The organism is Halomonas sp. DQ26W (assembly GCF_003339685.1).
Classification (GTDB): Bacteria; Pseudomonadota; Gammaproteobacteria; order Pseudomonadales; family Halomonadaceae; genus Halomonas.
On sequence record NZ_QPKI01000036.1, the window covers coordinates 18,850 to 31,473 of the forward strand.

Below are 12,624 nucleotides of genomic sequence, written 5' to 3' on the forward strand. Positions count from 1 at the left end.
ATGAGCGTGAGCGAACATGGCTTAAGCAATAGCTTTACCCTGACCCTGGACGGCGTTGAGGTGAGCGCCCACCGGGGCGAGAGCCTCTGGCAGGTGGCCAAGCGCGCTGGCGAGACCATTCCCCATTTGTGCTTCAAGGATGCCCCGGGCTACCGCAGCGACGGCAACTGTCGCGCCTGCATGGTGGAGGTCGAGGGTGAGCGCGTGCTGGCGGCAAGCTGCCTGCGCGAGGCGGCGCCTGGCATGGTGGTCAAGAGTGCCGGTTCCGAACGTGCCCGGGTGGCGCGCGAGGGCGTCATGGAACTGCTGGTCGCCGACCAGCCCGAGCGTGACGACGGCCCCGACCGCTCGAGCCACTTCTGGGCCATGGCCGACGCGTTGGCCATCGATGCCGCCGCAGTGCGCAAGCGGTTGCCGTCACGGGCCGAGCGAGAGGCGCCCATGGTTCACCATGTCGCCGAACGGCCGGCCTCGCCTCCCCATGCCAGAGGACACGACACCACGCATTCGGCGATGAACGTCAACCTCGATGCCTGCATCGAGTGCAATCTCTGTGTGCGCGCCTGTCGCGAGGTCCAGGGCAACGACGTCATCGGCATGGCCCATCGTGGCGCCGCCTCCAAGATCGTCTTCGACTTCGACGACCCCATGGGCGACAGCACCTGCGTGGCCTGCGGTGAGTGCGTTCAGGCCTGTCCCACCGGGGCGCTGATGCCGGCGACCCTGGTCGACGCCACGGGTCTCGGCGACTCGAAAGCCGCTGATCGCAGCGTCGACTCGGTCTGTCCCTACTGCGGCGTGGGCTGCCAGCTCACCTATCACATAAAGGACGAGAAGATCTTGTTCGTCGAGGGTCGCGATGGGCCGTCGAACCAGGGACGACTGTGCGTCAAGGGGCGTTTCGGTTTCGACTATCCTTACCATCCCTCGCGGCTTACTCGTCCGCTGATCCGCCGATCCGGCGTGCCCAAGGGGCTCGACCCCGACTTCGACCCGCGCGATCCGCTGACCCATTTCCGCGAGGCGAGCTGGGCAGAGGCGCTGGATGTCGCCGCCGACGGCCTGAAAGCGATCAAAACGGCTCATGGCCCCGACGGCCTGGCCGGCTTCGGCAGCGCCAAGTGCTCCAACGAGGAGGCCTGGCTGTTCCAGAAGTTGGTGCGCACCGGCTTCGGCTCCAATCATGTCGACCACTGCACCCGGCTCTGTCACGCCAGTTCGGTGGCGGCGCTGATGGAATGCATCGGCTCGGGGGCGGTGACGGCCTCCTTCATGCAGGCGCTGCAGTCCGACGTGGTGATCCTCACTGGCTGCAACCCGGCGATCAACCATCCGGTGGCCGCCACCTACTTCAAGCAGGCGGCGAGAAACGGCACCAAGCTGATCATCCTCGATCCCCGCGGCCAGGCACTGGACGCCTATGCCCACCTCAGCGTGCGCTTCACCCCCGGCGGCGACGTCTCGCTCTACAATGCCATGCTCAACGTGATCGTCAGCGAGGCGCTCTTTGATCAGACCTATATCGACGCCCACACGGAGGGCTTCGAAGTGCTCAAGGCCCATGTGCGTGACCTGACCCCCGAGGCCATGTCGCCCGCCTGCGGCGTCGCGCCGGCGCTCATTCGCGAGATCGCCCGGCTCTACGCGACCGCCGACAAGGCGATGATTTTCTGGGGCATGGGCATCTCCCAACACGTGCACGGTACCGACAACGCTCGCTGCCTGATCTCGCTGGCGCTGGCCTGCGGCCAGACCGGGCGCCCCGGCACCGGCCTGCACCCGCTGCGTGGCCAGAACAACGTCCAGGGGGCCTCGGACGCCGGCCTGATCCCCATGGTGCTGCCCGACTACCAGCCGGTGACCGACGCCCAGGTGCGTGCCGCCTTCGAGGAGCTGTGGAACACGCCGCTCGACGAGACGCCGGGGCTGACCGTGGTGGAAATCGTGGATGCCATCGCGGCGGGGACCATCAGGGGGATGTACATCCAGGGCGAGAATCCGGCGATGTCCGACCCGGACCTCGACCATGCCCGGGCGGCCCTGGCCAAGCTCAAGCACCTGGTGGTGCAGGACCTGTTCGTCACCGAGACCGCCCAGTTCGCCGACGTGATCCTGCCGGCCTCGGCCTGGCCGGAGAAAGATGGCAGCGTCACCAACACCAACCGCCAGGTGCAGCTGGGCCGTGCCGCCGTGCCGTTGCCAGGTGAGGCGATGCCCGACTGGTGGATCATCCAGAAGATCGCCAACCGCTTTGGCCTGGGCTGGGACTACACCCATCCTCGCGAGGTGTTCGCCGAGATGAAGCAGGGTATGTCCTCGCTCGACCACATCACCTGGGAGCGTCTGGAGCGCGAGAGCTCGGTGACCTACCCCTGCCCCGCCGGCGACGCGCCTGGCGCGGACGTGGTGTTCAGCGATGCCTTTCCCACCGCGAGCGGGCGGGCGACGTTCGCCCCGACCCGGCCGCTGCCGCCCGACGAGCCCATCGACGGCGACTTCCCCACGGTGCTGATTACCGGCCGCCAGCTGGAGCACTGGCATACCGGCTCCATGACTCGCCGCAGCCGGGTACTCGACGACCTCGAGCCCGAGCCGGTGGCGAGCCTGGCCCCAGCCGAACTGGTTCGCTTGCGCTTGACACAGGGCGAGCCGATCACCATCACCACCCGCCGGGGGGCCATTACCCTGAAGACGCGGGTAGATCCGCTGATGACGGAGGGGATGGTGTTCGTACCTTTCTGCTATGTGGAGGCGGCGGCTAATTTGTTGACCAACCCGGCGCTCGACCCCTTCGGCAAGATCCCAGAGTTCAAGTACGCGGCTTGTCGCTTGAGTCCAGCTATTGAGAGACAACAAAATGAAATTCGATGACGAACCCGTTCCGGGCTACTCCCTGCCGATCCTGCCCGGTCATGTCTCCCCCGGGCGACTGGAGCGGGTCCTGCGGGCGGGCAAGTTCGCAATCACCAGCGAGATCGACCCGCCGGACTCTGCCGACCCGGCAGAGGTGCTCAAGCGTGCGGCAATCTTCGATGGCTACGTCGATGCCATCAACGCTACGGATGGCTCTGGCGCAAACTGCCATATGTCCAGTGCCGGGGTCTGCTCGCTGCTGACCCGAGTCGGCTATGCCACCATCCTGCAGATATCCTGCCGTGATCGTAACCGCATCGCCATGCAGGGCGAGATCCTCGGTGGGGCAGCCATGGGTGCCTGCAACCTGCTGTGTCTGACCGGTGACGGTGTGCAGGCCGGTGACCATCCCCAGGCCAAGCCGGTGTTCGATCTCGACTCCATATCGCTGCTGCAGATTGCCCGTGGCATGCGCGACGAGCAGCGCTTTGAGAGCGGCCGGCGCATCGAAACGCCCCCACGGATCTTTCTCGGTGCGGCCGAGAATCCCTTTGTGCCACCGCTGGACTGGCGACCCCTTCGCCTGGCCAAGAAGGTGGCGGCCGGTGCCCAGTTCATCCAGACCCAATACTGCTTCGATATCGAACGGTTGCGCAACTTCATGCTCAAGGTGAACGACCTCGGTCTGCTGGAAGGCCCCGATCGCGTCTTCATCCTGCCCGGGATCGGGCCGCTGGCCTCGGCACGCAGCGCACGCTGGATCCGCGAGCATGTCCCCGGGGTGCACATCCCTGACGCGGTGATCGCTCGACTAGAAGGGGCTGAGAACCAGAAGGAGGAAGGTAAGCGGCTGTGCATGGACCTACTTCACGAGATCCGCGAGATCCCGGGCGTCAGCGGCGCCCATATCATGGCCTACCGCCAAGAACACAGTGTGGCGGAGATCATCGAGACCACGGGAGTGCTCGACGGCCGCGTGCCCTGGTATCCGGGGCGCGACGACCCGAAAGAGCTCAACCCCGAATCCCTGCTGCGCTAGGAGCCTGTCGGACTTAACGCTGATCTACTGCGAGATACGGTCTTTCGGCCAATTTCATTCGATCTGATTCGTTAAATAGCGAGCTATTCGCCTCATCAGGTCGATAAACTTGTCTCGAAATCCAAATCTCTCGTGACGATCGGTCAAATCCGACAGGCTCCTAGGCGGCAGGCATCGCGGGATAGCCTTGGCGCTGTCGCGGCCAGCCGGTAGAATTTTCCTCCCGAAATCGAACTGTGGAATACCCCGCTCGAGAAGACGCCGGGTCTCACCGTGGTGGAGATCATGGAGCCATCACGGCTGGGACCATCACTTTGATTCGCAGTCCGACTGGGGGTCATCGTGGATTGTTCAGTTACGTTTGTCGTATCAGGCAAGTAGATTTGCTTCATCCAACAACCACTCACGAAACTGTCCGGCGATTGGTCGCTCCAAGCCTGCGCCCGCGCTAACCACGTAGTAAGCCTGGTCACAGTTCAGAGGACGATCGACCAACACCGACAACTTTCCGGCGCACAGCTCCGCTTGGTGCAGATCCCGGCTGCCGAGCAGGGCGCCCTGGCCGGCTATGGCCGCCTCCAGCGCCAGCAGCCCGTTGCCAAATCGCAGCTCCCGTAGCGCTCCGATTTCACATCCCTGCTGCTTGAACCACTCTTTCCAGCCGTAGGGCTCGTCGAGGCGGTTGAGGGTGCTGTCGCACAGTAACGGCAGTCCTCGCAGTGTGTCGACACCATCCACGGTGGCGGCCAGTTCCGGTGCGCAGATTGGCACCAGATCCAAGCTCATCAGCCGTTGGGGTTCCAAGCCTGCGTAGTTGCCGTAGCCCAGGCGCACGGAAACGTCAATGCCGGCACGCTTGAGATCGGACACGCCGAAGACGCTATCACGGGCGCGATCCACCGTATGCAGGCTAGCCTGCAGCCGCACTTCGGCGTCCGGGCAACGAGCGTAGAAACGGTGCAGGCGTGGCACGATCCACTTGGTGGCGAACAAGGGTTCTGCACACACGGTGACGATCAGGCGCTCTTCGCCATAGGAGCGGATCTTGTCGACCGCACGACCCAGAGTCTGAAACCCCTCATGCAACTCCGGCAGGGCAACACGCGCGGCCGGGGTAAGGCTGACCCGCCGGTGGTGGCGAACGAACAGATCGACGCCGAGATATTCCTCAAGAGCCTTGATCTGGTGGCTGATTGCAGCCGGCGTGACATTGAGCTCCTTGGCGGCCGCGGCGAAACTCTTGGTTCGTGCGGCGACCTCGAAATAGGAGAGTGCGATCAGGGGGGGGAGTCGTAACATGACCAATACTCACAAGGATGGCGGTGGGGCACTGCGCAACCAAATGCGCCGTTTAAGGGTCCCTACAATCGCCGAACTGGCAGCGGCTAGACTTGTATCGCGGCAACCCGATCGGCCCGGTTTTCACTCGCGAACCGCCGTGATATAGCCTCGATTACAGGCGTGGCGTACTCTGTGCATCCTCTTCCTCCGCAACGGGTTCGACTGGCTCGCCATTTTCGTCCAGCAATTGGCGATCATACGCTGCCTGGAGGCCGGCATCTTCAACCGGCAGCTTTACCTCTTGTTCTGCTGCTGCTTCCTCAGTCCAGTCTGCCCAGTAATCAATATGGCCCGGATATATCGGCGACAGAATCGCCACCACGATGCCGATAACCGAGAATACCGAAAACGCATAGGCATACCCGAAGCCGTCCACCAGCATGCCTGCAATGGGTGATCCCGTTGCTTGCCCGAGCGCAACAGCCATGAAGGGCAACACCGGTCCCATCGAGAGTCGACCTGGCAGCAGTCGGATGCCGGTCATGAGATATAGCCCCGTAAGACTCATATAGGCAAGGCCGAAGACCAGCGCGGAGAACATCGCCAGCCCCAACTGACTTGGGCTGGCGGCGAGCAATACCAGGCTCGAGGACAGCATCATCAGCATCAATGCTTGAGTAATGGGTGGATTATTGCGGTCAGCCAAGTCACTAACCATGGCACCACCGAGGCCGGCGATACCGACCGCGAACCATAGCCAACCGGTTTGGCCAGTGGGCAGCGCGCCGAGGGTAACCGCCAGGTCCGGGGCGAAAAGCCAGTACGGTGCAGCAATAAAGCCCATGGCAAAGGCGAACAACGTGAGCCGAATAAGACGCGACCACTGCAACCTGCTGATTAGGGGCGGCGGTGCGGCGTTTGCCGGCATGATCCTTGATATCGAGGGGATGAAGTACCACGCCGCAACGATCCCAATACCCGCCAGCGCAGCGAACATTGCATAAGTGAAACGCCATGCATCGGACAGGAACACAACGGTAGGCACCGCGACGATGATGCCTATGCTGGTACCCGCGTTCATGATCGAGCTCACTCGCCCGTGCATCGTGCGGCTCACCAGTGCCTGCATGGCGGCGGTTAGTGCCGGCATCATCAAACCGGTACAGATGCCGCAGATAAACACGCCAACACCGAGCGATAATGCACCTGAGGCCTGACCGATCAGTGCAAGACCGACAGCACCGAAACCACTCGACAGTATCGCTAATTTACGCGCACCAAGACGATCAGCGGCGAGTGGCGCGACCAGCGTGGCGAGCACAAAGCTGATTAACGGCAGCGCCCCGATAATACCGATCAGGTAGGCCGACAATTTCAGCTCGGTGCTGATGGAGGGGACGAACAGGCCGAAAGCGAATCGCGCGAGCCCGAAACTGATGGCGATTAGCGCGGCACCAAAAAGGGCAAATCCCATGTTCGACAAGGTTCTCATTGGGCCTTGCTCCGGGCCGTCTATCTAAATGATGAGCCTATCTAAGTACAGGACACCCGGCGGTGTCAAACGGCGCCGCCTTGGCCCATTGCTGAGCCCATTCCAGGGCGATGGCAGCGTGGAGTCATGAAGAGCCGATGGACAGAATAGGGTAGATTTCAGCCAGACAGTAAAAGGGCCGATTTCCTGGGAAAGCGGCCCTGCAAGTCATGACTTTCTTGTCAATTAATCATTGTTACTTATCCGCCGTGCTGGTCGACTTCTTGCTCTTGTCGCTCTGCTGCTGGCTCTTCTGCATGTTTTCTTCGAGCTGCTTGCGACCCATCTGCATGTTTTCCGTCGTCAACTGCTGGGTCTCCTTCAGGTATTCCTGATTCAAAGCCTGGATCCTGTCAGCGTCTTTCTTCATTTGCTCACTCAATTCGCGGACGGCCTGCTGCTGCTGCTCGATTACCTGACGAAAGCTTTCGGAATCCTTGACTTCGAGCCACGAGCGGGATTGCGCCAAATTCTTGTCCGCAAAGGCACGAACAGAATCGAACTGAACCGAGAAGAGTTTTTCAAAGTAATCAGTGGTCAGTGCTCCGTAGGCACGCACCGGCTCGATAACAGCATTGTCGATCTGCTCTTTAGCTCGCTCGGTGGAATTCTCGGTAGCCTTGTTGCCATCTGTCTTGGTCTTTTCAGTGCTCATCTAACCTCTCCTTGTCTTGTAACAAGAAAGTGAAATATTAATTCAGGTGCTAATCGCATTCAGCAAGTAATCCCTCAGCAAGCTGATGCTGATGCAGCCTGTTTTTGTAGAAGCGTCAACCCAACGATGACGGCGCATCATTCCTTGTCGGGCTGGCATCTACGGCTACATGACCCAAATTATAAATAGTCAAAGAGAGTCTTTCTGTTCGGTAGCACACCCAACTACATCCAAATCCGCGTTATTCAGCACGAGGGCTTGAGAAAGGGGGGCTTAGGAGAGGAGCTTAGGCGGCTCCCGACTCCCGGAAGTGTTGCCAGGCATGGTGGTAGAGTACGCCGGCATAGCCGTTGCGCTGAATGATCTTGAGGATCTTTGCGGGGTTTTCGTCATTCAGGGCCTTGTGCAGTTTCGCCCGCTGCTCGTCATCGAGGGCTTCGTACCAGTGGTAGGGCTTGCCCTGGGCATTGCCATCCTCGGCCTTGCGCATCAGGTCCATTTCGATGCGCCCGCCATGTCGATACAGGATATCGTAGCCCTCCTGCAGTTGGGTAGTCGGCACATCGCACGGCTTTTCGAGGCCTTCCAGCACGTTGTAGTAGTAATAGCTCAGCGGTTGCATTTGGCTCCTCCAGAGGTATGCCGTTGCCCATCCCTACTAGGCACTGTCCGAAAACTGCCTACGCTCACCGAGTTTCGAACGGTGCCTAATCTGCTTTCCTGTTCTCCATCCTGCCTGAGGCAGGGCGGCGAGCTCAAATGAAAAATGCACGCCATTCGCGCACCCGCTCCCCCCCGGAGCGCGGCCCGGGCGAAGCAGCGCGACAGGCCGGTCATGGTGCCGCTCGAGCCCACGCCACACACCACGGCGTCGAGGCGCCCGTCCATCTGGCGCAGGATATCCGGGACGGTGTCCAGGGTGGCGACCCGCACCATCGGCGTGTTGCCGATCAGGTCCATGGCATTCGCAAGGTAAGCGGCCATTCCAGAGCGTGACGGGTTCCGCTTGCGTTACACCTCCCGTAATGGCTGGATCATCCCCACCGAGACCTTCCACTGGCGGTTGTCTTTCGACTGTACGACGACCGTCTTGCGGAAGTTCTTGATGACACGGCCGAAGATCTGTCCTTCGCGGGTCTCGAAGGAGACGGCTTTGCCCAGGTTCAGGCGACTCAGTACGTCCATCTTCTGACGGGCCTGGAGTTCGTCGATGCGGCGGCAGATGATGTCGTTGAGCGCCAAGAGCTGGTCGAGGCTCATGTCGTCGATACGCATGGGAAAAATGGGTCTCGTACATCGGGAAAGGCGCTTACCTTGCCCGATGTTCCGGCGGCTGTCGATTCAGCGGTCGATGTCCGAGCGAAGCGGCGCATCCGCGAACGCCGATTTCCAGCGGCGCGGCGTCAACTCCTCGGCGCGAGAGACCGGATGGATGGCGATGCGCTGCAGGACGTCGACCAGGTAGGTGTAGGGATCCACACCGTGCAGTCGGCAGGTGGTCAGCAGGCTCTGCAGGATGCCGACGTGCTCGGCGCCGATCTCGCTCCAGCAGAAGAGCCAGTTGCGCCTTCCCATGGGAAGGCAGCGTAGCCCACGCTCCAGGTGGTTGGTGTCGATCGGCACGTCGGGATCGGAGAGGAATACCTCCAGGCTTCGCTGTCGCTTCAGCGCATACTCGACGGCTTTGCGGAGCGGATGCTGGGGTTCCAGATCATCACGATGACGTTGGTGATCACACCACTGCCAGAAGGCCCGCACTCGCGGTTCGCTGTAGTCGGTGCGGGCCTTGAGTTTCTCCGGCCCTTCGCGGCCCTTCTTGCGGATCCAGGCCTCGATCTCGTAGATCCCGGCGATCCGCAGCAGGGCTTCCTCCACGGCGTCATCGCTCTCGCGCGCTTTTTCAAAGTGCCGTCGCGTGTGGGCCCAGCATTCGGCGTGGGTCACTCCCGGCCGCGTCTCGGCATAGCGAGCATAGGAGGCATTGCCGTCGGTCAGCAACACACCCTCGAAGTGCTCACCCAGCACCTTGTCGATATGCGCCTTGGCCCGCGACGGGGAGAAGGTGAAGCTGATCTCGTCGTGGTCGCCGTACAGTGGCCAGAACCACGCCTCCTTCATCTTGCCCTTGGCCTTGCGGCCGGCCTTGATCGGCGTCTCGTCCATAGCCAGCACCTGGCTGTTCAGCACATGCTCCAGCTGAGCCAGGTGGATCGGCGACAGCAGCGCCGCGGCCCGCGCGACCTGCTGGGTCAGCGTGGTTCGGCTGAGCTGGATACCGGCCTGTTGCAGGCGCTGATGCACGGCCGGGTCAATCGCCAGCAGCCGTTCTGACTTGCGGCCGAACAGCTGCCGCTTGAACCAGTCGAGCTGCCGCTGGAGCGATGCATTCTCTTCCCTGAGTGCCGCGACGTCGGCCAGGGATTGCTGGTATTTCTGCTCCAGAGAAAGTGCGGTCACGAGGTGATAATTCCCGATGAATCAGGCTGTTATTTTACCATGACGTCAGGCCGCTGACACCTTGGGATGCCAACGTTTTCGGCGTTTCGTGACCACCAGATCGAGCCCCTCGATTAGTGCTTCGAGCTCGGCATGGCTGAGCGCGATGGCCTGGCCTGTGGGGGCCGACAAGGCGGCAAGCGACCTCGCTCCAGGCGCTTGCTCCACACGCAGTAGCCGCCGGCCTGGAAGTTCAGGCACTTGAGTTGGGTGCGTCGCCGTTTGATGAAGATGAAACCGTGACCGCTCAAGGGATTCTGGCCCAGCTGTCGCCGTACCATAGCGGCGAGGCCGTCATAGGAGCGGCGCATGTCGGTGAGCTGCGTGCACAGCCAGAGCTGGAGGGGCGGGCGCATCATCCACCCCGGCGAAATCGCAGGCAGACACCATAGCCCAGGTCGAGCTCGATCTCCCAGCCACGCGAGTCGCGACCGGGCTCCTCCGTCGCAGGGATCGACACCGGGGCGAAGAGCGCGCCCTCGGCACCCGAGGCCTGAGGCATCGCCGCGGCTCCTGATGTCAGACGGCGCTTCCAGAGCTGGAACGAGCTCTTGGACAGGCTTTTCTGTTCACAAAACAATCGCTGGGACAAACCGCTGCGGGCCTGCTCGTCAATCCAGGCCTGCCACTGCTGGGCGAGATAGCGTGGGTGGCGTTGCTTCGGCATGAGCACTGATTCTCCGTCGATAATTGACGGGTTCAGCGTAGGGGGGGCAGGACGCGGCTAGAAATGACGCGCCGGAATGGCCGGTTACTTCGCAAGGGGGTTGCATTGATCCCATGCATGGGATAAATCATCCTTTGGTATTAGGCTGAATCTCAGAACATCTTAACGACACCGCCCGTATGCAAGGGTGTCCTATGGCAATGAATTCGTCCAAGCCCCGCATCACCCTGTCCAGGAGCGCCGCGTGCAGGTGTAAGGAGTATGACTGAATCGTTGATCCAGATAGGCGTTGTGCCACGCCAGAGTCGCTGGCGTGGTCGCTGTCCATAACTTGGCATTCAGGTGACCCATGGAAGATAGAGCAACCAACGCAACAGAAGCGCATCCGCTGGTGGATATTTCCCTGGGGCTGGATGCGCGCGGCGAAGCCTCGACCGAAGGCGTGCTGCACGAGGTCCTGCATGCCATCCGCACCCATCTTGGCATGGAAGTCGCCTTTATTTCAGAGTTTGAAGACGAAAGACGGATTTTTCGCTTCGTGGACGAAGAGGAGGGAGCCCCACACCTGGAAACCGGGGCTTCGGATCTTCTTGAGGAGAGCTACTGCCAACGGGTCGTGGATGGCAGGCTGCCGGAAGTGATCCACGATGCGCGACAGGAGCCGGCGGCGCTGGAACTGGCGGCCACCCTGGAGATACCGATAGGCGCGTACCTCAGCGTGCCCATATGCCTGCAGGATGGCAGCGTTTACGGCACGCTGTGCTGCTTCGATCGCCAATCCGACGCCACATTGAATGTGCGTGACCTGGCCATGATGCGGGTCTTTGCCGACTTTGTGGCGCGGCAGCTGGAACGTCAGCGCGAGCGCCAGCAACGGCAGAAGGCCGCCGAGGCAAGAATACGCGATGTGCTCGACCATCGTCGCTTCCACATCGTATTCCAGCCCATGTACGATCTCGTCGACAAGCACATCGCCGGTTATGAAGCGCTGTCGCGCTTCGTCGCCGAGCCGATCCGAGGACCCGACAAGTGGTTCGAGGAGGCCGCCACGGTGGGGCTGCGAGTGGAACTGGAGCTGGCGGCCATCGAGTTGGCGCTGGAGGCGCTGCCCGAGATTCCCGACACGGCCTATCTGTCACTCAATGCTTCTCCGGCCACCATCCTGTCCGGCCGGATTGCCGATCTGTTCGCCCCCTATCCCCGTGACCGCCTGATGCTCGAGGTCACCGAACACGATATCGTTGACGACTACGCTGGCCTCTTCGAGGCGCTGGTCGAGATGCGCAGGCAAGGGCTCAGGCTGGCGATCGACGACGCGGGCGCCGGCTATGCCAGCTTTCGCCACATCCTCCGCCTGGCGCCGGACGTCATCAAGCTGGATCGATCCCTGACCCACGGCATAGACACGCGCCGCGACAGCCGGGCACTGGCCGTGGCCCTGGTTGGCTTCGCGACCGAAACGGGCAGCGGGCTGCTCGCCGAGGGCGTCGAGACGCAGGCCGAGTTGGAAGTACTGCGAGACATCGGGGTCCGCAAGGCTCAGGGCTACCTGCTGGGACGGCCGGGCCCCTTGCCTGCCTGACGAGGCCTCCGGGAGCTTTCCGAGTCCGATCGAGCGCGTCCTTGAACAGCATCCCGGGTGCAGGTGAAGATCGGTGACACGATGTGCACCCAGTGGTACACCGGGTGGCGATGGCTCTCGCCATTGGCGTCGAGAAATTGCTGCAGGCTACGCATGGTCATGGCCTCGTTATACTTGGGAGGCTCCGAGTCATGTCCATTCTAGGCTCGTCAGCGTGAGGTTGGCTTGTATGTAACCGCTACCGAACGGAAAGGAGAGGCGGTACCGTTCGCGCCTGCTAGGCTGAAGAGTGGTTTCCCCGTCGCTGCCATGCGCGCACGCGCTGACCCGCGAGCGGCTCTTCCAGTGGCATCGTTGGCTATTCCCTGATGCCGATGCCTCGTTGGTCAAGCTGCAGGTAGACATGATGGATTGACCTGCCCCTCCTCAACGTCGTGGGTTACGTTCGAGGTGGGGGCACCTAAACCCAGAGCCACTATTGAGGGAGGCAGGTCATCAAACAGTCTAGCGCAACCCATCA

General features: G+C 61.8%; 12 protein-coding genes. 4 read left to right on the forward strand and 8 right to left on the reverse strand.

From position 1 onward, the window contains the following. Positions 1–6 precede the first annotated feature (6 nt). Positions 7–2,871, forward strand: coding sequence for a formate dehydrogenase subunit alpha (fdhF, locus tag DU490_RS15610; protein ID WP_220270518.1), 2,865 nt, complete (start codon positions 7–9; stop codon positions 2,869–2,871). Then, complete coding sequence (locus DU490_RS15615; RefSeq protein WP_114575175.1) at positions 2,858–3,892, forward strand: methylenetetrahydrofolate reductase; 1,035 nt, start codon at positions 2,858–2,860, stop codon at positions 3,890–3,892. Before fdhF ends, DU490_RS15615 begins: the two co-directional genes overlap by 14 nt. A 369-nt stretch (positions 3,893–4,261) precedes the next feature. Here the strand turns inward: DU490_RS15615 and DU490_RS15620 are convergent, their stop codons facing one another. From DU490_RS15620 to DU490_RS15635, 4 genes are all read right to left on the reverse strand, one after another. After that, entirely contained in the window at positions 4,262–5,191 is a 930-nt protein-coding gene (locus tag DU490_RS15620) for a LysR family transcriptional regulator (RefSeq protein ID WP_114575176.1), read from the reverse strand. 154 nt (positions 5,192–5,345) lie between these two features. Beyond that, a complete protein-coding gene (locus tag DU490_RS15625; RefSeq protein ID WP_114575177.1) occupies positions 5,346–6,665 on the reverse strand; it encodes an MFS transporter in 1,320 nt (439 codons plus the stop codon). Between the two features lie 235 nt (positions 6,666–6,900). Beyond that, positions 6,901–7,359 (reverse strand): phasin family protein, encoded by a 459-nt coding sequence (locus tag DU490_RS15630; RefSeq protein ID WP_114575178.1) that lies wholly within the window; start codon positions 7,357–7,359, stop codon positions 6,901–6,903. A gap of 286 nt (positions 7,360–7,645) precedes the next feature. Further along, entirely contained in the window at positions 7,646–7,981 is a 336-nt protein-coding gene (locus DU490_RS15635) for a hypothetical protein (protein WP_114575179.1), read from the reverse strand. 137 nt (positions 7,982–8,118) lie between these two features. Between DU490_RS15635 and DU490_RS17245 the strand changes: the two genes are divergently transcribed. Next, complete coding sequence (locus tag DU490_RS17245; RefSeq protein ID WP_181870070.1) at positions 8,119–8,355, forward strand: hypothetical protein; 237 nt, start codon at positions 8,119–8,121, stop codon at positions 8,353–8,355. Between the two features lie 15 nt (positions 8,356–8,370). Here DU490_RS17245 and DU490_RS15645 read toward each other — a convergent pair whose 3' ends face one another. The 4 genes from DU490_RS15645 to tnpA form a co-directional block, all read right to left on the reverse strand. Continuing rightward, positions 8,371–8,634, reverse strand: coding sequence for a transposase (locus DU490_RS15645; protein WP_114575181.1), 264 nt, complete (start codon positions 8,632–8,634; stop codon positions 8,371–8,373). A gap of 66 nt (positions 8,635–8,700) precedes the next feature. Continuing rightward, on the reverse strand, positions 8,701–9,816 hold the full coding sequence (gene tnpC, locus DU490_RS15650; RefSeq protein ID WP_220270519.1) for an IS66 family transposase: 1,116 nt from the start codon (positions 9,814–9,816) through the stop codon (positions 8,701–8,703). 113 nt (positions 9,817–9,929) lie between these two features. Continuing rightward, positions 9,930–10,214 (reverse strand): IS66 family insertion sequence element accessory protein TnpB, encoded by a 285-nt coding sequence (gene tnpB / locus DU490_RS17680; RefSeq protein ID WP_114575182.1) that lies wholly within the window; start codon positions 10,212–10,214, stop codon positions 9,930–9,932. Beyond that, a complete protein-coding gene (tnpA, locus tag DU490_RS15660) occupies positions 10,211–10,522 on the reverse strand; it encodes an IS66 family insertion sequence element accessory protein TnpA (RefSeq protein WP_114575183.1) in 312 nt (103 codons plus the stop codon). Before tnpA ends, tnpB begins: the two co-directional genes overlap by 4 nt. A 349-nt stretch (positions 10,523–10,871) precedes the next feature. On the opposite strand from tnpA, the gene DU490_RS15665 reads away from it, so the two are divergent. Beyond that, positions 10,872–12,104: an EAL domain-containing protein gene (locus DU490_RS15665; protein ID WP_114575184.1), complete on the forward strand. Its 1,233-nt coding sequence runs from the start codon at positions 10,872–10,874 to the stop codon at positions 12,102–12,104. The last annotated feature ends 520 nt before the right edge of the window (positions 12,105–12,624 follow it).